Source organism: Roseibium sp. (genome assembly GCF_965229775.1).
Lineage (GTDB): Bacteria > Pseudomonadota > Alphaproteobacteria > Rhizobiales > Stappiaceae > Roseibium.
This window is the reverse complement of sequence record NZ_OZ245929.1, coordinates 5,456,447-5,478,951: the sequence shown is the minus strand read 5'-3', so window position 1 is coordinate 5,478,951 and position 22,505 is coordinate 5,456,447. Positions and strand designations below refer to the sequence as shown.

Genomic DNA, 22,505 nt, shown 5'->3' with positions numbered 1-22,505 from the left:
GGATCAAAGCGAATGCGCGTGCAGAGCGTCCCAACGGGCCTTGCAGATTTGGTGCAATTGTTCAGGAAACGGCGACGCGCGGCCTGCCGCGGAACAGGATGAACACCATGATCGCCATGTTGAGGAAGTTCCAGGCGATGCCGTTCATGAACGCGGCCTGATAGGAGCCTGTCAGGTCGTAGATCAGTCCGGACAGCCATCCGCCGAGCGCCATGCCGAGAATTGTCGACATCATCACCAGACCGACACGACGGCCTGCCTCGCGCGCAGGAAGATATTCGCGCACGATCACGGCGTAGCTCGGAACGATGCCGCCTTGTGACAGCCCGAAGATCAGGGAGACCAGATAAAGCGATGCGAGGCCATTGAACGGAATATAGAGAAACAGCGCCGCGCATTGCAGGACGGAACCGATCAGGAGCGTCCGGATGCCGCCGATCCTGTCCGCCAGCACACCCGATATCAGACGGCTGACGACGCCCATGCCCGTCATCAGGGCGATCATGTCGGCGCCGGGAGCGATGCCGTAACCGAGATCGACGCAATAAGCGACGATATGCACCTGGGGCATGGACATGGCCACGCAGCAGCTCAGGCCGGCAATGACCAGAAGCGCCTGCAGTGCGGTCGGGGACAGGCCGGTCGATTGGCTGCCGAAAGCGAGTGCGGACGGTCCGGCCGCCAGGGCCGATTCCGGCGGTTTCCGCCGCAGGATCAGGGCGAGCGGCACCATCGTGACCAGACAGATGATGCCGATGACCAGATACGTTTCGCGCCAGTCCGAGGTTTCCAGGTTCCATTGTATGAAGGACGGCCAGAGAACGCCGGCAAGATAGTTGCCTGAGGCGGCGCAGGCGACCGCGAGCCCGCGGCGTTTCAAAAACCAGTGCGAGATATCGGCGACAAGCGGTCCGAAGGTTGCCGCCGTGCCCAGGCCGATCAAAACACCCTGCGCAAGTGTGAACAGCAGGACGTTCCGGCTGATGGCCGCGAGCGAGAACCCGGCCGCCAGAAAAATCGCCGAGGCGATCACCGGCGGGACGATCCCGTAACGATCGACAAAGCGCCCGAGAATGTAGTTGCCAATGGCAAACCCGGCCATCGTGGCTGTATAGGGCAGGGAGGCGCCGGCCCGGTCAACGCCGAAATCCGCCTGTACATCCGGCAGCACGATGACAACGACCCACATCCCGGCACCGCCGATGGTGCTGAGCAGGATCGATATTGCAAGGCGGAACCACGCGTATGGGCCATCCTGCACATAGGGATCGGCTGTATCCGGACTGGACATATCGGACTTTCAAGAAGTGTCTTCAATCCTGCCTAGCAGGTTCGCCGAATGCGGGCCAACAAATATCCTTGAAGTGATTGAGAAGCATCTTGAATGGATGCCGGAGACTGGGTGCCTCCGGCAGCCGCATGCGCGTGATCAGGAGCCCGGTTTCGATGCACTGAGAATTTCGGTGACGTAGTCCGGCAGGGTCCGGGTCGGGCGAGCGATTATCTCCCGAAGCGCGGCCGAGCTGTTGTAGAGTTCGCCTTCTGCCGTTCTGGCGCTTGCGTCGGCTAAGGCCTTTGCGAACCCGTCGGGCAGACCTGCCCCTCTCAGGATGCCGGCATAGTCTTCTTCCGGCAGGTTCTGAAACGGGATCGGGCGGCCGGTCTGCCTGGAGATTTCGTTTGCCAGATCCTGAAGCGTGATGGCCTCGTCGCCTGCGAGTTCCACGGCACGGGTCGAAAGATCGTCACCTGCGATGGTGCGTGCTGCGGCTTCCGCATAATCATCGCGTCCGGCGATCGATGTCTTTCCGTCTGCACTCGATCCGACAACAGCTCCGTGCTCCAGTGCGGCGGCGATTGTCCCCGCAAAGTTCTCAAGATACCAGCCGTTGCGCAGGCAGACATGGGCAATGCCGCTTTCTTCAAGCAGCCTTTCCGTTTCGACATGCTCTGCGCCCAGGATGAGCTGCGTCCCGGGCACGTTCAGAAGGCTCGTGTAGGTGATGAATTTCACACCAGCGGATTTCGCGGCCTCGATGACGGCCGCATGTTGCGGCACGCGCCGGCCGACTTCAGAGCCGGAAATGAGCAGAAGCCGGTCGACGCCGTCCAGGGCTTCCGGCAAGCTTGCCGGATCATCGTAGTCGAAGCGGACTACGCTCACCTGTGCGGTGGCAAGATCCTGCGCCTTCTCGGGCGTGCGCACCAGGGCGCGGATCGGCTCATTCGCAAGATCCTTCAAAAACCGCAGAACGCTTCTGCCGAGCTGACCATTGGCACCTGTGACTGCAATCATCTCAAAATTCCTCGATCTGGATTGACGACATTTGTCGGATGCAGCCGATGTAGATTTTGCACTTACTTTTCGTTAGTACGCACCAAAAGGTTAGTTTTGAGAAACTTTGAAAAATGGCCGAAAACAGTCGATCAGATACCGGGGTAGAGACCTCCGAAACACCGTCCGGATGCGCGTCAGGTGTTGCTCTGTCCGAGATGATGCGGCGCGGAGAGCTGTTCAACCAGGACTGCCCCTCCCGGGAGATCCTCAAACACCTGACCAGCCGCTGGGGTGTTCTGGTCCTGATTGCGTTGCTGGAGCGTGACCAGAGGTTTTCCGAGCTTCGCCGCACCGTGGGCGGTGTCAGCGAGAAGATGCTGGCGCAGACGTTGCAGACGCTGGAAGCCGACGGGTTCGTCAACCGGTTTTCGCACCCGGTCGTTCCGCCGCACGTGGATTACAGTCTGACGCCGATCGGCCGGGAAGTCGCTTTGCAGGTGCGGCAGATTGCGGACTGGATCGAGGTCAATATCGGGCGGATCCTGTCATCCAGGGCCGACAAGGCGGCCGGTCAGGGCGACGGGCACACACGGCCGGCCTGACCGTTGCGCAATGCCATTTCCACGCAGCGACCTGAGGATCGCATCGTTGACTTGATCTCCGCGGGAAACCGAACCTGGTGGAGTTCCCTGGCGCGCTCGTCCTCGATGCCGACAACCCTCAGGGTCCGGCGGTCATTCGAGGGAACCGCGATGTCGGGACGTCCGTCCGCGTTGAAATCGATATCTGCAGAGAGGTCCTGCTCGCGCGCGCCGATCCTGTGATTGGAAAAACCGGGTAGGGATGCAATCGGGACAAGGGCAGCACCGCGCCATTCAACGAAATAAAGCGTTCCCCCGATATGTGGCGTCTCGACATAGGCAATCTGCGGCTTGCCGCGCCCTGCATAATCCGCGATCCCGGCAATGTTGAGCCACCGGTTGGTTCTGCCGATCGGGTCCGTTGCCGCCAGTTCGACAAGCTTGCCGTCGCGCAGCCCATAGATGGCGACACTGCCACCGGCATTCGCGAACGAGCGGATGGTGATCACCTCGAAGCGCCCGTCGCCGTCCAGATCAGTGATCCTCGGCGTCCGGTCTTCGAAGACTTCGCTCTCCGGCAGGTGAAAGTCGAACATACGTCCGTCGCGCGTGGCAACGTGCAGTGAGCCGGCCTCGATATCGTCGCCCAGGATCGCGTGTCTGTAGCGGCGCGTCGGAGAGCCGTACCAGGCGGCAGCTGCATCCTTTGTCCCGGCCCGGTAGAGGGCATAACTGCCGTCCGGCAGACCTCCGGCGGGACGCCTTTCCGCACCGTTCCAGACATCATCGGGCACGTCTGACGCGCTGCCAGGCTGAACCAGCATCAACAGGCAGACGATGATGCAGAAGAGTTGGGACCTGGTTTTCAAGAAACGCTCCTATTCGGCGGCATCCAGGTTCCGCGGCGGTTTGGCCGCGGACAGAAGGCAGTTTTCAGTTGCACTGTCCATCGGAACCATGAGTTCGATCGTCATGCCTTCGACCACAGCATCCTGGACCGAGGCGAGCTGTCCGAGCATGGAGGTCAGGCGCAGCTTGCTTCCGTCCGGACCGAGCACCTCGACCGGCACGAAAACCGGCACGTCCTCCCGGAAGGTCTCGTCCAGCCCGTCAAGCAAACCGCTTGAATGGGCCTGCTGGAGCAAATCGGCAAGCTCGGGATCGTCGGCGGCTTCCCTGTAAAGACGCGCGGCGAAAATGGGGGCAGCTTCGGGCCAGTTCAGAACGCGTTCGCGAAAGTCCGGAGACAGGAAAATGCGGAACATGTTCGGCGGTTCGTTCTGGTCACCGATCACGCCGGCCAGAAACAGTTTGCCAGGCAGGTTGTGCCGAAGAATGGTCCAGCGCTTGTCGAGAACGAAGGCGGGGAAGGGCCAGTTTGCCAGGAGGCGGGTCTCAATGAGATCGAGCGCGTCCTGAACGTCCACGGATTCCTCGGCCCTGCACTTGTAAGGGCTTGCAAAGCCGGCCGTGTCGTAAAGCACATGCGCCCGCGTCACCGGGAGACCGAGTTCCCGTTCAATTCGCTGGATCATATAACGGCTTGGCTGTGCCCGGCCGGTTTCAAGAAAGGAAATGTGGCGCTGGGTCGAGCCGATGCGGCCGGCCAGATCCGACTGGCTCATTCCTCGCTCGCTGCGAAGAGATTTCAGGGAAGTGCCGAAGGCAGAGCCGTGCGCATTCATGTTCGGGTCCATGGACAGTGTCTATTCCCTGCGGGGGAATTGCTGATGCTGCCGGAAAAACTAGGCTCCGGGCGACGTTCAATCAACACACGAACGCTGGAGCAACCTTATGATCACCTGGATACTTGCCGTTCTGGCCCTCTATTTCATCCAGATTTATGCAACCGCGCTTTTCTACCTGCCTTCGGTCAGCCTGTTGAAGCTTGCCGGCGGGCGCGATGAACTGCCGGACAAGGGCAGGCTGGGGCTGCGTGCCGACAAGGCGCTGGTGAACATGAAAGAAAACCTGCCGTTTTTTCTCGTTCCTGCGGTGCTTGCCTACGTTGTGCCGACCACCGACATGGCAATGGCCGTCCTTGGCGCGCAATTGTTCTTCTGGGGCCGCCTTGTCTACCTCCCGGCCTATGTGACCGGCATTCCGGGCCCGCGCTCGATCGCCTACACGATCGCACTGGTCGGCAACACCATCACTGTGGCGGCGTTGTTCGGCATGTGATCCGGCCCCGCGCAAGCGGCTAATTTCTGACCGGCTTCCCGGTCCCGGTCAGACGCCGCTTCAGTCGCCGTTTTCGGCCTTTGCCGGTCTTCCGCCACCATGAACGAAGTTCATCGCGTGACCATTCAGGCAGTATCTGAGGCCGGTCGGATGGGGACCGTCCGGGAAGACATGTCCCAGATGGGCATCGCACTGATTGCACCGTATTTCGGTGCGCACCATTCCATGCGACTTGTCTTCAAGTTCCCGGATCGCCTCGGGGTGAACGGATTCGAAGAAACTCGGCCAGCCGCAGCCGGCGTCGAACTTCGTATCCGACATGAAGAGAGGCGCATCGCAGCAGATGCAGTCGTACCGCCCGACCAGCTTGTTGTCCCAGTAGGGACCGCTAAACGGACGCTCGGTGCCCGACTGGCGCGTGACATAGAATTGCTCTGCCGTCAGCTGGTTCATCCATTCAGCGGTCGTTTTCCTCACCTTGGGCGCTTTTTCTTCCGTTCTGGTGATGTCGTCGCTCATAATGAACTTCCCGATTTTCCTTCGTTTCGCGATTAGATAGGAGGCTGTGCCAAAAGCTCAAGAAACATGAGCTTCCCGAAATCAACGGGTTAGCGTTTTCACGAGAGTCTTGACCCTGTTGCCGCCTTCCTGCCTTGCCTCGAATACACAATTTTCAGCCGCCGACAAAATGAACTCATGGCTTTCGGAAATGCCGTTCTGTTCAGCGACGGTGCAGACTGCCCCCACGGACGCGGTCATCACGCCGCCGGCGGCGGCATTGACCGGGTTCGGGATTGCCAGGTCCTCGATCGCGACCTGAATATAGGCGCTGATCGTTTCCGCTCCCATCCCATGGGTTCGGGGGAGCAGAAGCGAAAATTCGCTTGTCGCAGTGCGGGCGGCAATGTCCGCGGGCCTGCGTGCGGTTTCCCTGAGCGTTCGCGCCACCTTGACGAGGCAGTCGTCCGCGGCCTGGGTTCCGGCGTTTTCAACGAAGGCGTCGAAACGGTCCAGCGTCACCCTTATCAGGCTGGTGTGCGTCTTTTCCCGAAGTGCAAGCGCCCACTCGCGCCTGAGCGTGTCTTCAAATGCATTTCGATTGTAGAGCCCCGTCAGCGGATCGCTCTGGGAGGCGGCCTCAAGCAAGCCCTCCAGCTCCCGAAGTCTCGCGATATCCTTGAAAAAGATCACAAACGCGGCCGCCGCGCCGCCGGCGTCTTCCAGGATGTGTGTCGCGACGTCCGCCCAAACCGCGGACCCGGTCGCAGAACGCAGTTGCATTTCCGCTTCGGGCAATTGTCCGAAGGGGTCACCGTTGCCCGACAATATCCGGTGAAGGGCGCTGGCATCCCTGGTGGCCGTCTCGACATGCACAAGGTCGCCAAGGTGGCCTGACAGCAGATCCACGGGCCAGCCGAACAGTTCTTCCGTGGCAGGGGAGGCAAACAGGACAGACCCGTCCAGGGACACCACGAGAACGGCGTCGCTGCCAAGTTTCAAGATCTTTTCAAAGTCCAGGGTTTGCGCGTGAAGCTGTTCAGTCCCGAGAGAATTCTTGTTTTTTGGTTCCAACGCCATAACTGCCTCGCTCAGCAACTGGTCGACAATCAGCCGCCCTTGGCCTTGCTCGCCTAAAAGGGAACGTTATTTGGTCTTTGAAATCAAGTGGCGACGCCGACTTCCTCCCTTACGGTAAATCTGCGGTGGGGCCGCCGGAGACCGGAGAAAGCGGGAATGCAACCCAGGATAAAGTCTTCTTCTCTGCTTGACGTGGATGAAACCCTTGTACGCTCCCGGAAATGGGCGAAAATCACAACCGAGGGCGTGCCGCGTGCGAACAAATCGACAAGAGGGCAGAAAAATCGTGTCGTAAATGCTTGAAGACGCACAATCGTGAACCTAAGACATGTCATAAGTCTTCCGGCCCGCTATGATTTAGCGACAGGGTGTTGATTCGAACCGATCAACACAGGCCGTTTTATTGAAAACGTGACGAAAGATCAGCATGACGCCTGCAGTGATCGACGATACTACTTTGTACGCCGTACTCGCACCTTTTGCCGCTGCGGTTGTTGCGCCTTTCCTGACCCGCTGGCTCAAGCACAATGCCGCATGGCCGCTTGCGCTTGTGCCGGCGCTCATCTTCCTGCATTTCGTCGGGTTCATCGGTCCGGTCTCGCAAGGGGAGACATTCGTCGCGGCGAAGGCCTGGGCGCCAAGCTACGGCGTCAATTTCTCGGTCTATGTCGATGGCCTTTCGACGCTTTTCGGTCTGCTGATCTCCGGTATCGGCACCTTCATCATTCTGTATGCCGGGGGCTACCTCAAGGGACATCCGCAACAGGGAAGGTTCTTTTCGTTCCTGTTCCTGTTCATGGGCGCGATGCTCGGTCTGGTTCTCGGCAATAACCTGATTTCGCTCTTCATCTTCTGGGAACTCACGTCGATCACGTCGTTCCTTCTGATCGGCTTCGACCATTTGCGGGCGGCGTCGAGACGGGCGGCGATCCAGGCCCTGGTGGTCACGGGCGGCGGCGGGCTGGCACTGTTGGCAGGCTTCATCCTGATTATTTCGGCGACGGGCGAGATCGAGATGTCGGAACTGCTGGCATCGCAAGACATCATCAAGAATTCCGGGCTTTACCTGCCGATTTTCCTGCTGGTGCTGGGCGGTGCCTTCACCAAGTCCGCGCAGTTCCCGTTCCATTTCTGGCTTCCGAACGCCATGGAGGCGCCCACACCGGTTTCCGCCTATCTGCACTCCGCAACGATGGTGAAGGCGGGCGTCTATCTGCTGATGCGCATGCATCCGCTTCTGGGCGACACGGTGCTCTGGACCACGGTTCTGCCGCTGTTCGGCGGCATCACGCTGCTCGTGGGCACGATCCTCGCCGTGCGCCAGACGGACCTGAAGCTGATGCTGGCCTATACCACGGTCGCCTCGCTCGGGCTCCTGGTGATGCTGACGGGCACGAGCTACGAAAAAGCGCTGGAAGGCGCCGTTCTCTATCTGCTCGCGCATTCGCTCTTCAAAGGGGCGCTGTTCATGGTCGCTGGGACCATCGATCACGAGGCCGGGACACGAGACGTGACCAAGCTGGGCGGTTTGCGGACGTTGATGCCGATCACGTTCGCAGCGGCTTGTCTCGCTTCGCTTTCCATGGCCGGTCTGCCGCCCTTCATCGGGTTTATCGCCAAGGAAATTCTCTATTACGGCACGTCCGACATATCGGCGCTCGGGCAACTCGGTATCATTGTCACGCTCGTCGCCGTTGTCGGTAACGCGCTGATGCTGGTCATCGCCGCTGCGGTTGCGATCAAACCGTTCCTGGGCGCGGCGGTGGAGACGCCGAAACATGCGCATGAAGGGCCTGTCCTGCTCATCGCCGGACCTGTCGTTCTCTCCGTGACCGGTGTCATCCTGGCGCTGTTTGCGCACATGACCGGCGTCCTGTTCATCGGACCGACCCTGTCGTCGCTTCTTGGCGAGTTCACGCAGATCGACCTGCACCTGATCCCGACGAAATTCAACGCGCCCGTCATCCTGTCCTTCATCACGGTTGGGCTCGGAATCCTGCTGTTCACCCAGCTTGACAGGATGCGCAGCATGATCGCGTCCGCGCTGGAGGCGATCGGCTGGGGTCCGGACAAGGGGTTTGACCAGGCGGTGAGCGGCATCGTCTCGATGGCAACCGCCGTCACCGGGCTGCTGCAGACCGGAAAGATGCAAACCTACATGCTGCTGACCTTCGTATTCACCGCGCTCGCCGTGTTGCTGCCGGGTTATCTGACGGGCAGCTTTCCGGCGCTGCCCAAGCTTCCGGAATACCGGTTCTACGAGTGGGGCATCCTGCTGATCGCCGTGCTCGGACTGATCGCTGTCCTGATAGCGAAAACGCGCCTGACAGCGATCGTTTCACTGGGCGTCCAGGGATTTGCCGTGGCGCTCATCTTCATGATGTTCGGCGCGCCCGACCTGTCCTTCACCCAGTTCATGGTGGAAACGCTGTCGGTGGTCATTCTCGCGCTGGTGATGACACGTCTCAACCTGTCACCGCGCGATCACCGGTCTCTGGCGTCAAGCGTCGTCACCGGCGTTGTGGCCGTGGCCGTAGGTCTCGGTCTCATGCTCACGCTGCTTGCGATCACGCAGCAGCCGTTCGACAGCCGGCTGTCGGAGTTCTTTACCGAATTCAGCCGTTCCATCGCGCACGGACGGAACATCGTGAACGTGATCCTCGTCGATTTCCGCGGCTTTGATACGCTCGGTGAAATCGCGGTCGTCGTTCTGGCGGGCCTGTGCGTGCTGGCGCTGATCCGCATCAAGACGCGGACACCCGACGACACGGCGGACAAGACATCCGCGGCTCAGGCCGAAAATCAAACTGCGGAGGTGCGCTGATGCGGACGGTCATCTTCCGGACAATCGCGCCATACCTGGCCGCCCTGATGGTCCTGTTTTCGATCTTCGTGCTGTTGCGCGGGCACAATGAACCCGGAGGCGGCTTCATCGGCGGCCTGATTGCGGCGTCCGCCCTCGCGATCTTCGGGATCGCCTGTGGCGTGGCATCGGTTCGGCGCGCCATCGTGTTTCACCCGATGAGCATTTCGGGCTTCGGACTGTTCATCGGTGCGCTTGCGGGTGTCCTATCCTTCTTCAAGAACCAGGCTTTCATGACCAGCCAGTGGCTGATCTTCGACCTTTTCGACGTCGAAATCGCCCTCTCGACACCGCTTGTCTTCGACATCGGAGTCTACCTGGTTGTCGTCGGCGCGATCGGTTCGATCGCCCTTGCGCTGGAAGAAAGGGAGGCCGACTGATGGAGACTGGTGTTGCCATTCTGATCGGACTGTTTTTCACCGTTGCCGTCTACCTGATGCTGTCGAAGCATCTGGTCAGGATCCTGCTCGGGATCGCGATCCTTGGGAACTCGGTCAATATGCTGATCTTCACCAACGGACGTCTGACGCGAGAGATCCCGCCGCTCATTCCGTCACACCTCTATACCCCGGAGACCGCGACCGCGAACCCGCTGCCCCAGGCGCTGGTCCTGACGGCAATCGTGATCTCCTTCTCGTTTTTCGCGTTCCTGCTCGTTCTGGCCTTCCGGGCCTATCAAGAACTGGGAACCGACGAAGTGAACAAGATGCGCGTCGCCGAACCTGACAACGACCCAACTCCGCCACAAGGGTACTAAGCTTTATGGCCGGTTCTTCTGTTCCCGTCGACTACGCCGACGCAATGATCGTCACGCCGATTGCTGCGGGTGACTGGCTGATCGTCGCGCCATCGTTGATCACCATGGTCGGCGGTGCGCTGTGCCTGATGCTTCGCAAAAACACGGACTTGCAGCCGAAACTCGGGGTCGCGTTATTGGGTCTTTTGGTTCTTGCAAGCCTGGGGCTCTTGATCCGGGTGCTTGACCATGGGGTGATCACCATGGTCATGGGCAACTGGCTGCCGCCCTTCGGTATTGCGGTCACGGCCGATCCGCTCGGGGCGACCTTGACCTTCATCGGCTCGGTCGTGGCCTTCTGTGCCGGCATATTCGGGATGAAGACGGTCAGCAGTTCCGGCCGCCGCTATGGTTTCTATCCGTTCCTGCTTCTGCTCATGACCGGTGTCTGCGGGTCGTTTCTCACCGCCGACGTCTTCAACCTCTATGTCTGGTTCGAGGTTCTGCTGATCTCGTCCTACGGGTTGCTCATCCTCGGAAACGATCGCATTCAGCTTGATGGCGCCGTGAAATACGGCGTGCTCAATCTTGTCGGCACGAACCTGTTCCTGATCGCCACAGGCCTTCTCTACGGCATATTCGGCACGCTCAACATGGCGGATATCGCGGTCAAGGTCGACAGTCTCGAAAACCCGGCATCGGGCACGCTTGCGACGGTCGCAGCCCTCTATTTCCTGGCCTTTGCCATGAAAGCGGCCGCCTTTCCGGTCAATTTCTGGCTGCCTGCCTCGTACCACACGCCCAATATCGTCGTGTCGGCGGTGTTTGCGGGGCTGCTCACCAAGGTCGGGGTCTACGCCCTGATCCGGATCTTCGTGCTGATCTTGCCCGCCTCGCTCGATTACATGGCGGACGTCATTGGCATTGTCGCGATTGCGACCCTAATAACAGGAGCGCTCGGCGCGCTGGCGCAAAGCGAGATCCGGCGTCTTTTGGGCTACCTCGTCATCGCCGGCATCGGCTCCATGCTGGCGGGTCTCGCCATTGCCTCGAGCGATACGCAGGCGACGCTCGCGATTTCAGGCGCGATCTTCTATGCGGTCCACTCGATCATCGTCATGACGGCGCTCTACATGGCTGCCGGGATCATGGGCATGATGGGCGGTTCGTTCAATCTCCGCCAGCTCGGAGGTCTCTACCACAAGAGCGTCGCCTTCGCCGGCGTGTTCCTGGTCCTGGCCTTCGCCGTCTCCGGTCTGCCGCCGTTTTCCGGGTTCTGGCCGAAGGTAATGCTCGTCGATGCCGCTTTCCAGAGCGACAGGTTCTGGCTGGGCGCCGCAATCCTTGTGAGCGGCTTCCTGACGACGCTCGCCATGGGACGTGTCTGGATATACGCCTTCTGGCGGGGCGGGCCGGAAGGCACCGCCGACGGGCAGAGCGTGGCGATCGCCGGGTCACCGGATGAACAGCAGCTCGGCAGCGGTGCTGTCTGGTTGCCACTGGGTGTTCTTACGGCACTTGTGGTCTATTTTGGTTTGCAGCCCGAGTGGATGATCGAGCTGGCGACGCAGGGTGCGAGCAGCGTTGTCGATCCGTTCGGCTACATCCGGTCAGTTCTTGGAGAGCAGGGATGACGAGCCTTTTTCTCACGAATATCCTCATGGCCCTTGCCTGGGGGGCCGTCACAGGCAGTTTTTCGGAGATAAACCTGGCCTTCGGGTTTGTCCTGGGCTCCGGCGCGCTTTATCTGATCCGCGAGCAGGTCGGCACGTCCGCCTACTTCCGCAGGATCGGAAAGGCGGTCGGTCTCGCGGCGACATTCGTCTACGAACTGGTCCTGTCGGCATGGCGGGTGGCGATGATCGTGTTGCGGCCGAAAATCGAACTGCAGCCGGGAATAATCGCGTTGCCGCTCACCGTCGACACGGACTTTGAAATCACGATGCTCGCCAACCTCATCACGCTGACGCCGGGCACGCTGTCCGTCGATGTTTCAGAGGATCGCAAGACACTTTTCATCCACTGCATCGACGTTCCGGACCCACAGGCGACGATTGACGACATCAAGAACGGCTTTGAACGCAAGATCATGGAGGCGTTCCGATGACCCCGTTTGAGCTCTTTGCATCACAGTTTCTGGACGTTGCGGTCAAGATTTCGCTCGGGATCCTGACGATCTCGTTCATCGTCATCGTTTACCGCACGGTAAAAGGGCCGGGATTGCCGGACCGGGTGGTGGCGCTGGACATGCTTGTTGCTGTGGGGATCGGCTTCATTGCAGCCATCGGCGTGTCGACGGGCATCTACCTCTACATCGATATTGCCATCACGCTGGGGCTTGTCGGGTTTCTCGCGACCGTCGCGTTTGCCCGGTTCATTCTCAACAGGGGCCTGGCCGGCGACGAGACGATCATGGACGAGGTGGAGGAAAGCATCAAACGCAGGGAGGCAGGGCAGTGAGCGCCGTCGTCGAGATTGTTTGTGGTCTGATGCTCATAACCGGTGCCTGTTTCGCCTTTGTGGCCTCGCTCGGTCTGGTACGGCTCAAAGATGTCTACATGCGCACGCATGCGGCGTCCAAGGCGGGCACGCTCGGGTCAGGGCTCATGCTGCTGGCGCTTGCCGTCGAAGCGGGCGACCTTTCCGTTGTCACGCGCGCTATCGCGGGAGTTGTGTTTTTCCTGCTGACAGCCCCAATTTCGGCTCATTTGCTGGCAAAAGCTGCTTACGCGGCAGGATATCGCCCCTGTGCCGACACCAAAATCGATGCCTTGGCGGAAACTGTTCGTCCAAAGGATTAATTTTGCGCGGACAACTGTCCTGCGAACACAAAGGAATGTCGTAAGGGAATACTATTGCTCACTTATCGACTTTGGTGTTTTGGCAATAGACGGTATTTATAGAATTCAACTTTTATTGCCGTGATTTGTTTTTTATTTGATTTTCGGGGTTGTGCCAGATCGAACGCGGCTATATAAGGCTGTGACCAACACCTGCTAAGTAGAATCGCTTTAGATTAGATATTCCGCAAGTAACGTCATTTTTTAAGCGTTTTCGGAACAAATTACTTGCAGGTCTATACCGATGGAAAATTCGAGTTTGGAAGAGAACGGGTGAAAAATGACTGATAATCCGGTGGATGCTAATCTGATTGATCTTACGGCTGACATCGTCTCCGCTTACGTGAGCAACAATACGGTTGCTTCGACCGATTTGCCGAGCCTGATCAACGAAGTTCACAGCGCACTGCAGAAAACAGCGTCCGCTTCCAGTGAACCGGAGCCGGAGCCGCTGAAGCCGGCTGTTCCAGTCAAGAAGTCCGTCATGCCGGACTACATCATCTGCCTCGAAGACGGCAAGAAGTTCAAGTCGCTGAAGCGCCACCTGCGCACGCACTACAACATGACCCCGGAAGAATACCGCGACAAGTGGGACCTGGGTGCCGACTATCCGATGGTTGCGCCGAACTACGCGGCGGCACGTTCGGAACTGGCGAAAAAAATGGGCCTCGGCCAGCAGCGCAAACGGTCCAAGTAACGTTTGCGATCCGCGCCTGGCCAAGCCAGATGCTTTGAGAGCTGCCTCCGGGCAGCTCTTTTTTTTGCTATGCGGCAGCGAGCGCGTTCTGGGCGTCCGACCGGATGCGCCCGACCATGGATCTCAGGCCGTTTGAGCGTTGCGGCGTGAGGTGCTCCTGCAATCCCAGCTGCGCAAAAATGCCCTCGACGTCCGTGTCGAGGATTTCCTGTGCTGTCTTGTTGCCGAACAGGGACGTGACGATGGCGACCAGGCCCTGGACGATCAGGGCGTCGCTGTCCCCCCTGAAGGTCAGCACAGGTTCTCCGCCCGCACCGTCGCTGACATTCGTGATCAGCCAGACCTGCGACACGCAGCCGCGCACCTTGTTGGCATCGGTCCGTTCCGCCTCGCTCAGCGGCGGCAGCTCCTTGCCGAGATCAATCAGATATTTGTAACGGTCTTCCCAGTCGTCCAGAAAATCGAACGTTTCAAGGATTTCAGCGATGTCGGTGGCCATGGCACTCGTCTTTGCAGGTCTGTTGCGCCTTCATATAGCTTGCGTGACAGAAAGTGCAAATAGCGGACGAGGTGACCTTGTGCGGGGAGGAAGACACACGGGCGGGAAAAGAAAAATACGCCGCAGACGGAATGGGCAGCTATCCATCTGCGGCGCAGCGGTACGAGCCGCTGAAGTTTAGCCGTCGTTGCTGCGTTTCGCAGCAGCGCTCAAGCGGGGCGCAAAGGGCCGTTGCACCGGACGACACTTCCGGACAACGGCAATGCACTCAGGTATCGCGACCTGAGACGGGTTTGGGCCGCGGAATTGGCCCGGTGACAGGCCCGATCCGGGAGCCTGGATTTCTGGAAGGAATGATCGCGGAGTGCCCGTTGCCGGCCGCACCGGCCACCGTGGCGGCGGCAGGAGAGGTGGAGCCCGTCACGAGACTGTCCTCGATTGCCTGGCCCTGCTCATCCTTGTCGAAATACTGGTAGACGATCAGCGCGCCGTCGCGCGCACGGCTTCCGATTGCGGTCAACGCATTGCCGCCGGTTTCGCAGGCCTGTGGATTTCGATTGCAGAAACCGCCGATGTCCGAGACCGTCGCCTGCGCTGCAAGAAACGCGGAAACCGGGTCGACCTCGACGGTCTTGTCGGGTGTGCCGGTCTGGTCCGATCCGAGCGGAATCAGCGCCAGCACCAAGGTGAGCCAGAAGGCCGTCCTCAGAAGAAACAACATTTTGCTACCCATGTCAGTTCGAGTTCAGACACCGATGCGTTGCCGGCGCTTTTGTTATGGTCGAACGGTAGCAGGGACAGAAGAATGTCAGGTTGAATGAGCCGGGGCAATTTTCGTAAAATAAAACATGCATTTAAGGCAAGTTTTCTGAGAAATTGATTCAAATTTTACCGATCGGGCGCCATGTCCTTGATCAGTGTCGCTTTTTTGCATTTTTTCGAGCGTTCGCAGTTATCCTTTATCGTTCATTAAGTGCTGCAGCCGACAATGGCCACCAGGAAGGCGAAAGCGGAAGTTTTCGTGGGATTCGTGTGGTAGTATTGAGTGCGTAACCCTCTGAAAAACATAATCAAAATTTGGGATCTGTGGTCCGCGCGTGTCGATGCGATGATTCATCCTGCGGCTGCAGCCGACAGTTTTTTGGCGCCGATCCACCGTTCCCTGCTCATGAGCTGCCTGCTGAGCGGCACGGTCGCGCTGTTCATCCTGCCGTTGCACCTGGCGCTGGCGGGACCTCCACACGTTGCAACGCTTCTTGTGCTCGCCTGGATGCTGTGCCAGTGGCCGATCGCGCACTACCTGTCCCGTACAGGCGCCATGAACACCACGATCGCTCTCTCATCCGGTCTGTTTGCCAGCTTTGTGGCCGCGGTGTGCCTGATGACGGGTGGCGAAAGCTCTTTTGCCCTTCTCTGGCTTCTGATCCCGCCGGTGGAGGCGGCCTTCGCCACAAACCGGAAGGTCACCCTAGGTGTGTCGCTCTACTGCTGCGCACTGTTTGCGGCCGTTACCCTGTTGTCGGCGAGCGTTTCGCAGAATGTTACCTTGCCGCCGGAAGCGGGCGTGTTCGCTTCCCTTGCCGCCTTCCTCTACACCGGAATGCTGGCATCGCGGATTTCGCTCGACAGGCACCGTGCCAGCTCAGAGCTGCTGAAATCCGACACCAGATTGGAACGGGTCTCAAATTCTGTCTGCGAGGTCCTGCTCGAGCTCGACAAGGCCGGGAAGCTTTCGGTTCTGGGAGGACCGGTCCGCCGGATGTTCGGTCTTGAGCCGTCGGTCTCGGACGAGGATTGGATTTTCCGGCGCATGAACGTCGCAGATCGCCCGCACTATCTGACAAGCCTGGCGGATGTCAGGGAAAGCGGAGTGGAAGCCCAACTGGACGTGCGCCTGCGTCTCGGTTCCGGCAAACCCGGAGACCGCGGCCATGCGGAGTTTGCCATGTTCAGACTGCGTCTGCGGTCCGCCCGCGCGGATGAGGCTACCATGGCCGGTGGATCCGTTGTCCTGGCGTTGCAGGAAGTCGAAAACCAGAGCGCTGAACACGCGCCGAAGCAGGGGGCGCTTCCGCCCGCCGGCAGCGCCTGCTGGACCCTGATCGAGGAGGCCGGGTCTTCTGCACGCGATCAGGTTACCGAAATCGTCGATCTCGCCTCGCTTGTCGAAAACGAAGGCAAGTCGCTGTCGCAGGGCAGCCTGCATCAGACTGTCCGGCGCATAAGGTCCGCAGGTGATCGGAGCGCACGCTCCCTGAATGCACTACTGGATCTGGTGCCTGCCGCGGAGGGGCGTTTGCCGGACGCGTACTGCAAGGTGGATGTGGCCGACTGTCTGACCCACAGCAGCAATCTGATCGGCCCGCTTGCAGATCGCTTGAAAGTCTCGCTGGACCTGGCGGAGGCCGCAGATCTTCCGGCCGTCTTCGTGGAAAAAAAGAAGTTCCGGCAGTCATTGCATCTCATCCTTTCCGAAGTCGTGGAAACAGCCGGGGCCGGTGCGCTCGTCCACGCGGAGGCGGTCACCGGACCGACTTGCATTGAATTGGTGATCACGGCCTGCAATCGTCAATCCAGCCTCAACTGGACTGCAGAGAACTCCATGACGGTGTTCGAAAATGCGGCGAGATTGCTGGAGGAGGCCGGCGCGAACCTGAGTCTGCGGTCGTCGCTCGGAGCCGGTGATCGCGTCGTCGTGGTCATCCCGGTCAGAGCCGAGAAAGGCAGGCCTGGGCAAACCGGAAACGCAGCCGAACAGTCAGCGCCCTGGGCTGAATCGGCGTAGGCGGCACGATGGCAAGAGCAAGAAAACAGAATAATCCGCCAAAGCCTCAGGAAACCCTGATGGCAAAGGCCGGTCACATTGCGCTCGACAATCCGGTCGCGGCGGGTGGTGCAGTTGTGATGGGGCTGACGTCCTGCCTGATCATCGCCAACGCGATTGGCCTGCAGCCTGGCCGACACCCGGCTCCGCTCTTCAGCACGAGAGAGCGCGCGGAAGAACTCGTCCTGCCCGAACCGAATGGCCGCAGAAACGATCTGCAGGTTCAGGAGATCTCCACGCTGGTGCTCGACCTGCAGATCTCGCTTCGCAGGATCGGTCTTTACGAAGGGCCTCTGGACGGGCTGAGCGGCCCGGCGACCGAGCGGGCCATTCGTGCGTTTGAACGCCGGGCAGGGCAAGCCGAAACGGGCAAGGCAAATGAAGCTCTCCTGGCCCTTATCCTGTTGCACGGCGACGCGCCTCAAAGTTCGTTTGTCCCGGTGCCACGCCCGAAACCGGGGGCAGACACGGCCCCTGCGCGCAACGTCGAGCCGTCCGGAATCGCCGAAGTGGAGACCGATCCGCATCTCCAGAAAATCCAAAAAGCGCTTTCGGATCTGGGCTATGGCCCGCTCAAGGCTGACGGTGTCATGGGAGCCAACACCACGGCTGCGATCAAGCGCTTCGAACTGGACCGGGGTCTGCCTTTGACCGGCGAACCCGGTTCAGAGACCATCGAGCGGCTCGAGATGGTCAGCGGCCTCAGCCTGTCCGGATAATTGAAGAGATCATCGATCTGGCGTAAACCGGGGCCGCATCCGGCACTGGCCGGCAACATCAATGTGGAGACCGGTTTCCTGCCATGAGGGTTACGTCCGAGTTCTTCGTGAGTGCGCTGGTCCGCAGGCTGTTCGCGGAAGGCGGCTTCGCGGCCGTTTCCAGGCGGGGAGCAGAGGAGGCGGGCGCGGTCTTTGTCAGTGTCGACAGGCTCGATGGCACATTCGACCTCTACGGCCCCGCGCCCCAGGCCTTCTTCAGCGAGCAACCGCAGGGGCGTCTTTTCGAGCGGATACTGTCAGGCGTTGCCGCCGAGGCGGTTTCCGAGCGTTTGCAGCGCGAGGCTCGGATGGATCCGGACTACTGGCTCGTCGAGATCGAGGCGCGTGACGGGGCCGTTGACCTGCCCCTGGCTGCCGAAGAAGACAATCAGCCTCCTCCAGGCGCCGGTTTTTTCAAGTTCTAGGCTGCCGGACGCTGCGACTAGGACGCGGATTTCTTTCTGACATCGACGCCGCGTTTTGCGAACGTCTTCTTGTGGGCCGGTTTTCTGCCAGCCGCCTCCTGATACTGCGAGGAGTGGCGCAGAGACGGTTTCTGGTCGCCCTGATCGTGCAGCAGCCACTGACCGACAAGCGCTTCCGCGGCCCCGTGGCTCAAGGTCCGGTGCATGCGCAGCAAACCCCGCATGTCGTGAAGGGGTGTGTCTTCCCCCAGCATCCGTATCAGGATCGTCGTTGTCTGAAACTCGGGGAGGCCCAGGGCTTTCAAAGCAATCGTCAGTCCCTCTGCCTGATCCTGCTGCAGCAGCAGATCGCAACTGGACTTCGACAATCCCAGGCCCTGGCTGAGAAGAGTTGCGAAGCGGCGCTTGTTCTGAAGAAGCGCTTCGTTGACGAGTGCCTCCTGAATGCGGAGACGGTTCACTTCTGGACGTTGCGGCATGGTTCCACCCGGTGTTTGTGCCTGTTTGACGAGGCTGGTCATTTCTGCGGCGGCGATCGCCTGCTTTTTCAAGGGAGCTGGCAGATGAAGGAACTGGCCCATCAGGCCATCGGGACTGAGCGCGTCCTGTCCGGCCAGTTCAAGCCCGAGCGCGGCGATGATCTCGCTTCTCCGGCACAGCTTGGCCTTGTGGGTCGTACTCAGGGTTATGTCTTCGCGCTCAAGCAGAACGCGGATCGAGCCGGCTTCTGCGTGATCGCACAGGGCCGAAATCACCGATTCGCGAAGCGAGGGACGTGACGCCACAGCCGTTCGCAGGATTTCGGGGCCGCTTTCCGCAGCCGAGACCAGAAGATCCACAGGAAGGCGCGGACTGTGACGCATCGCCGGTGCAGCCGTGACTGGGTCCACGTGCCGTGCCAGCATCTCCTGCAAATCATCGGGTATTTCGGGATGACCGGCCAGTAGCGAGGAGATCTGGCGGCTGTCTTCAACGTGTGCACCTGGCAGGAGATTGCGTGCGAGTTCGAGAAAAATCCGTTTTTCTTCAATGTCATGTTTCTGCCGGCCGACAAAAATCTCGGTTGCCGGAAGCAGAATATTCCGGTTTCCCGGGCGCGCAGAACCGTTGTCACGGGGAGACTTCGATTGAGATTGTTGAAGTTTTTTGCGTTGGCTCTGTCGCATAACACCCGACTACAAATACGAAAGACCGTTCGACCGTCTGAAGCTGTTTCCTTCAAATTGCACCAAAAGCGTTAGCATGCTGTTAACCCTGACGGCTTCCTAATGATTCCCGCACCAAGTAATGCGTCGCCCGTTTGACCGTTTTCGATCGGTAATACACCGCCGAGAAAACCGGAACTGAAGGAGGAGACGATGGGCACTTTGCTGGATTTTTCATCCGCACACCGGCCCACTGCGCGTGTGGGCCATCGTTCCAAAGAGGGGCAAACCGCGAGCCGGGAGGCATTTGGAGAGGTTATCCTCTTTCCAGGTGTGCGCTACGAGCGCCACGACCTTGATCTTGCCGCACGAATCGCGACCATCGGAAGAGCAGCTGGACCCGCTGGGTCTGACAAGGACTGACGGTCCAAGCCATTCCAGCCGCATCGAGGCGGAACAAAGCCTCAAATCGCAAAGACAAGCGGTCTGGAGACATGCCCGATGGGCAATGGCAATGCAGCAGATGTAGCGTCCGGCTGGCGTAAAGGGCACGATGCCAACGCCCGGTTATTCCGGCTCGCCTCGATCCTGCTCGCCGTTTTTGCCGTGCTCACGGGATGCACGCGTCCGACAGGAGACTTCGACAGGGCGAGACCATCGGTCATTCACGATGACCTGATGCCTGCCGTTGGAGAGAATGCGGCCCGCCTGCGGGGCGATCCCGTTTCCAAGTTCAACTACACCAATGATGAAAAACTGCTGCGCGACCGCGGCTGGACGCTGATCAGACCTCCCTGGACAAAGGACTGGATCGGCGGAACGATGGTCGAGCTTTCGCGCACCCGCGTCTTGCCGGAAACGGAGGGCCGGGTGCCGCCGGATCTCTACCTGATCTACCTGCGCTCGGACAAGTTCCGCTCCTCCGATGCGCGCTACGACAAGATTGCCGCCGATGCGACCGGTGATGCAGAGCTGGTGATGCCTTTCTGCGAGGTCGCGCTACGCGTTCAGAAAGCCGACGACGAGCGCCTCAGGGTGTTGCGCAATCAGAAGGTGACGACGCAGGAAACCTATGACGGTGCCAAGGCGCGGGTCTGGGAGAACCGGGTCATGATCAAATGGGTCGGGCAGGCGCTCCGGTACCGCATCATCGCCTACAAGAAGGCGCTGAAGGGCCTTGAGATCGAAACGCCCAGCAGAGACCGGGTGTGGAAGGTCAACAACGCCATCCGGGAGCTTGAAGGTCAGGTGCGGCTCGCGGAGGCGAGTTGCGAAGCGAACAACCGCTATGGTCAGGAAAAACCGGCCAAGAAATCGCGGATCTACACGGGCTGGAGCACCGAGCGGGCGCCCGTGAAGAAATAGCGCATTCGCTACAATGTCGGCTGTTTCGGATTTAGATTGCCAATCGGATTGAACTTTTCTGAGCGCGGCATTATTGCAATGGCAAGTATCCGGCGTGTCGGGAGGTTTCGCAAAGCCTGGCCAGGCCGCCGGTCGATCGTTCCACACCGCTCCGGGAGCCGGCATGAATCAGAGACTTAATCAGCTTGTTCAAGAAGCGCTCGCGCATCAGCACGCGGGCCGCATTCCCATTGCCCTGAACATGTTTGAAGAAGTGCTGCGCCTGGACCCGAAAAATCCGCAGGCAAATTTTTCGCTCGGCATCGCTGATTACCAGGAGGGCAGGATCGGTCTGGCGATCGAGCGCTTTCAGATCGCCGCGAAGAAGGCTGGCAAGCATCCCCAGGTGCATCAGCTGCTTGGGCTTGCGCTGTTGAACGCAGGCGATCTCGACGGGGCGCTGGCGTCGCTCAAGAAGGCGGTGTCGCTTGCACCGAAGGACGCCGGTTTCCTGGCGCAGCTCGGCGACATCTATCGGGCGAAGCGCCAGGCGGTCCTTTCAAGGCAGTCCTATCAGCGCGCCTTGAAACTGGATCCTGAAAACGGATATGCGCTCGTGGGCATGGGGCAGCTTGAGGTCACTGTCGGCAATATCGACGAGGCGATCGGCTGGTTCGAAAAGGCGATTGCATGCAAGAAGGAAGTACCGACCGCAGCGCAGTGCCTCAGCCTTGCCAAGTCGTTCAAGGAAAGACCGGCGCTGCTCGACGATATCGAGGCGCTCGCAAATGACGGTGTGCCGAGGCCAGGGCCCGAACAGGCGAACCTGCACTGGGCGGCCGGCAAGATCTACGCCGACATCGGCGATACCGCCCATAGCATCGAACACTACCAGAAGGCGCGCAACAGCCACTATCCGCCCTTTGACGGCGCTGCCTATGAAGAGCGCATCGCGTTCATGAAGTCCGTGTTCGACGCAGCGTTTTTCTCCGAACGTCAGGATGTCGCCGACGGGTCCGATAAGCCCGTGTTCATTTTCGGACTGCCGCGTTCGGGAACGACCCTCGTGGAACAGATCATTGGTTGCCATTCACGCGCGGCCAGCGGGGGCGAAATCCAGTTCTTCCGGCATCTACAGGAAGACATGGGGCTCAAGGGAACGCCGAGTGCCGCGCTCGAAAACCGCCTCAAGGCCATGGAACCGAAAGAGTTCAAGCGCATCGCGCGCAAGTATCTCGGTATTCTGGATGGTGTTGACCGGCGGGCCGCACGTGTCACCGACAAGATGCCCCACAATTACGAGATGCTTTGGCTGATGAGCCTCATCTTTCCGCAGGCGACGTACATTCACTGTTACAGGGCGCCCGCCGACACCTGCATTTCCCTTCTGACGCATCCGCTGTCACCTGCCCATAATTATGCGGTCACGCAGGAGAGTGTCGGCCGGTATTTCCGGACATACGCATCGCTGATGGAGCATTGGGAAAAGGTCGTGCCTTCGCAGATCCATACGCTGACCTACGAGACGCTCGTTGGAGACCAGCGGGCGGAGAGCGAAGTCCTGCTTTCCCATGCGGGCCTGGACTGGGAGGATGGATGTCTTGAGTTCTACAAGAGCGAAACCCCTGTGACGACCTTCTCCAACACACAGGTGCGGCGGCCGATCTTCACGTCCTCACTGGGGCGCTGGCGAGGCATGGAAACCCATTACAGGGAACTGTTCGACGCGCTCGGACCGTACGCGCCGCAATCCTGA

The 22,505-nt window shown here is 59.8% G+C and carries 24 protein-coding genes; 15 read left to right on the top strand and 9 right to left on the bottom strand.

All coding sequences use genetic code 11. The features are described 5' to 3' along the window. Positions 1-61: 61 nt before the first annotated feature. Both ACO07N_RS24975 and ACO07N_RS24970 read right to left on the bottom strand, forming a co-directional pair. On the bottom strand, positions 62-1,291 hold the full coding sequence (locus ACO07N_RS24975; protein ID WP_421983590.1) for an MFS transporter: 1,230 nt from the start codon (positions 1,289-1,291) through the stop codon (positions 62-64). Positions 1,292-1,429: 138 nt separating this feature from the next. Continuing rightward, entirely contained in the window at positions 1,430-2,296 is an 867-nt protein-coding gene (locus tag ACO07N_RS24970; RefSeq protein ID WP_421983589.1) for an SDR family oxidoreductase, read from the bottom strand. A 197-nt stretch (positions 2,297-2,493) separates the two neighbouring features. On the opposite strand from ACO07N_RS24970, the gene ACO07N_RS24965 reads away from it, so the two are divergent. Then, positions 2,494-2,880: a winged helix-turn-helix transcriptional regulator gene (locus ACO07N_RS24965; RefSeq protein ID WP_421984487.1), complete on the top strand. Its 387-nt coding sequence runs from the start codon at positions 2,494-2,496 to the stop codon at positions 2,878-2,880. Here the strand turns inward: ACO07N_RS24965 and ACO07N_RS24960 are convergent. Beyond that, positions 2,850-3,728 carry a hypothetical protein gene (locus tag ACO07N_RS24960; RefSeq protein ID WP_421983588.1) on the bottom strand — a complete coding sequence of 293 codons (879 nt, stop codon included), beginning with the start codon at positions 3,726-3,728 and terminating at the stop codon, positions 2,850-2,852. The two genes, ACO07N_RS24965 and ACO07N_RS24960, sit on opposite strands and share 31 nt — an antisense overlap. Positions 3,729-3,737: 9 nt before the next feature. Next, a complete protein-coding gene (locus ACO07N_RS24955; RefSeq protein WP_421984486.1) occupies positions 3,738-4,544 on the bottom strand; it encodes a helix-turn-helix domain-containing protein in 807 nt (268 codons plus the stop codon). 109 nt (positions 4,545-4,653) lie between these two features. Here ACO07N_RS24955 and ACO07N_RS24950 point away from each other — a divergent pair, with 109 nt between their 5' ends. Next, complete coding sequence (locus ACO07N_RS24950; RefSeq protein ID WP_421983587.1) at positions 4,654-5,040, top strand: MAPEG family protein; 387 nt, start codon at positions 4,654-4,656, stop codon at positions 5,038-5,040. A 60-nt stretch (positions 5,041-5,100) separates the two neighbouring features. Here the strand turns inward: ACO07N_RS24950 and msrB are convergent, their stop codons facing one another. Then, a complete protein-coding gene (gene msrB, locus ACO07N_RS24945) occupies positions 5,101-5,559 on the bottom strand; it encodes a peptide-methionine (R)-S-oxide reductase MsrB (protein WP_421983586.1) in 459 nt (152 codons plus the stop codon). Between the two features lie 81 nt (positions 5,560-5,640). Next, positions 5,641-6,540, bottom strand: a complete 900-nt coding sequence (locus ACO07N_RS24940; RefSeq protein WP_421983585.1) for a GGDEF domain-containing protein — start codon at positions 6,538-6,540, stop codon at positions 5,641-5,643. 505 nt (positions 6,541-7,045) lie between these two features. Here ACO07N_RS24940 and ACO07N_RS24935 point away from each other — a divergent pair. From ACO07N_RS24935 to ACO07N_RS24900, 8 genes are all read left to right on the top strand, one after another. After that, on the top strand, positions 7,046-9,442 hold the full coding sequence (locus ACO07N_RS24935) for a putative monovalent cation/H+ antiporter subunit A (RefSeq protein ID WP_421983584.1): 2,397 nt from the start codon (positions 7,046-7,048) through the stop codon (positions 9,440-9,442). Beyond that, positions 9,442-9,861 (top strand): Na(+)/H(+) antiporter subunit B, encoded by a 420-nt coding sequence (locus ACO07N_RS24930; protein WP_306145290.1) that lies wholly within the window; start codon positions 9,442-9,444, stop codon positions 9,859-9,861. Before ACO07N_RS24935 ends, ACO07N_RS24930 begins: the two co-directional genes overlap by 1 nt. Next, on the top strand, positions 9,861-10,238 hold the full coding sequence (locus ACO07N_RS24925) for a Na+/H+ antiporter subunit C (protein WP_319382643.1): 378 nt from the start codon (positions 9,861-9,863) through the stop codon (positions 10,236-10,238). The genes ACO07N_RS24930 and ACO07N_RS24925 overlap by 1 nt, the downstream gene beginning before the upstream one ends. 5 nt (positions 10,239-10,243) lie before the next feature. After that, complete coding sequence (locus ACO07N_RS24920; protein WP_421983583.1) at positions 10,244-11,851, top strand: Na+/H+ antiporter subunit D; 1,608 nt, start codon at positions 10,244-10,246, stop codon at positions 11,849-11,851. Continuing rightward, the gene (locus ACO07N_RS24915; RefSeq protein WP_306145293.1) at positions 11,848-12,324 is read left to right on the top strand and encodes a Na+/H+ antiporter subunit E; all 477 of its coding nucleotides are present in this window, start codon (positions 11,848-11,850) and stop codon (positions 12,322-12,324) included. The genes ACO07N_RS24920 and ACO07N_RS24915 overlap by 4 nt, the downstream gene beginning before the upstream one ends. Beyond that, positions 12,321-12,677 carry a cation:proton antiporter gene (locus ACO07N_RS24910; RefSeq protein WP_319382641.1) on the top strand — a complete coding sequence of 119 codons (357 nt, stop codon included), beginning with the start codon at positions 12,321-12,323 and terminating at the stop codon, positions 12,675-12,677. The genes ACO07N_RS24915 and ACO07N_RS24910 overlap by 4 nt, the downstream gene beginning before the upstream one ends. Beyond that, on the top strand, positions 12,674-13,018 hold the full coding sequence (gene mnhG, locus ACO07N_RS24905; RefSeq protein ID WP_421983582.1) for a monovalent cation/H(+) antiporter subunit G: 345 nt from the start codon (positions 12,674-12,676) through the stop codon (positions 13,016-13,018). Before ACO07N_RS24910 ends, mnhG begins: the two co-directional genes overlap by 4 nt. 319 nt (positions 13,019-13,337) lie before the next feature. After that, positions 13,338-13,754 carry a MucR family transcriptional regulator gene (locus ACO07N_RS24900; RefSeq protein ID WP_306145296.1) on the top strand — a complete coding sequence of 139 codons (417 nt, stop codon included), beginning with the start codon at positions 13,338-13,340 and terminating at the stop codon, positions 13,752-13,754. A 67-nt stretch (positions 13,755-13,821) separates the two neighbouring features. Here ACO07N_RS24900 and ACO07N_RS24895 read toward each other — a convergent pair whose 3' ends face one another. Beyond that, positions 13,822-14,253 carry a SufE family protein gene (locus tag ACO07N_RS24895; protein WP_421983581.1) on the bottom strand — a complete coding sequence of 144 codons (432 nt, stop codon included), beginning with the start codon at positions 14,251-14,253 and terminating at the stop codon, positions 13,822-13,824. Between the two features lie 268 nt (positions 14,254-14,521). Next, positions 14,522-14,974: a DUF5330 domain-containing protein gene (locus ACO07N_RS24890; RefSeq protein WP_421983580.1), complete on the bottom strand. Its 453-nt coding sequence runs from the start codon at positions 14,972-14,974 to the stop codon at positions 14,522-14,524. Between the two features lie 387 nt (positions 14,975-15,361). Between ACO07N_RS24890 and ACO07N_RS24885 the strand changes: the two genes are divergently transcribed. The 3 genes from ACO07N_RS24885 (at position 15,362) to ACO07N_RS24875 (ending at position 18,260) form a co-directional block, all read left to right on the top strand. Beyond that, entirely contained in the window at positions 15,362-17,038 is a 1,677-nt protein-coding gene (locus tag ACO07N_RS24885) for a hypothetical protein (RefSeq protein WP_421983579.1), read from the top strand. A gap of 59 nt (positions 17,039-17,097) precedes the next feature. Then, positions 17,098-17,796 (top strand): peptidoglycan-binding domain-containing protein, encoded by a 699-nt coding sequence (locus tag ACO07N_RS24880; RefSeq protein WP_421983578.1) that lies wholly within the window; start codon positions 17,098-17,100, stop codon positions 17,794-17,796. Positions 17,797-17,879: 83 nt separating this feature from the next. Continuing rightward, positions 17,880-18,260, top strand: a complete 381-nt coding sequence (locus tag ACO07N_RS24875; protein WP_421983577.1) for a DUF1491 family protein — start codon at positions 17,880-17,882, stop codon at positions 18,258-18,260. Positions 18,261-18,277: 17 nt separating this feature from the next. On the opposite strand, the gene ACO07N_RS24870 is transcribed toward ACO07N_RS24875, so the two are convergent. Beyond that, positions 18,278-19,150: a DUF2336 domain-containing protein gene (locus tag ACO07N_RS24870; RefSeq protein ID WP_421983576.1), complete on the bottom strand. Its 873-nt coding sequence runs from the start codon at positions 19,148-19,150 to the stop codon at positions 18,278-18,280. Positions 19,151-19,906: 756 nt separating this feature from the next. Here ACO07N_RS24870 and ACO07N_RS24865 point away from each other — a divergent pair. Then, complete coding sequence (locus ACO07N_RS24865; RefSeq protein ID WP_421983575.1) at positions 19,907-20,770, top strand: hypothetical protein; 864 nt, start codon at positions 19,907-19,909, stop codon at positions 20,768-20,770. A 163-nt stretch (positions 20,771-20,933) separates the two neighbouring features. Continuing rightward, a complete protein-coding gene (locus tag ACO07N_RS24860) occupies positions 20,934-22,505 on the top strand; it encodes a tetratricopeptide repeat-containing sulfotransferase family protein (RefSeq protein WP_421983574.1) in 1,572 nt (523 codons plus the stop codon).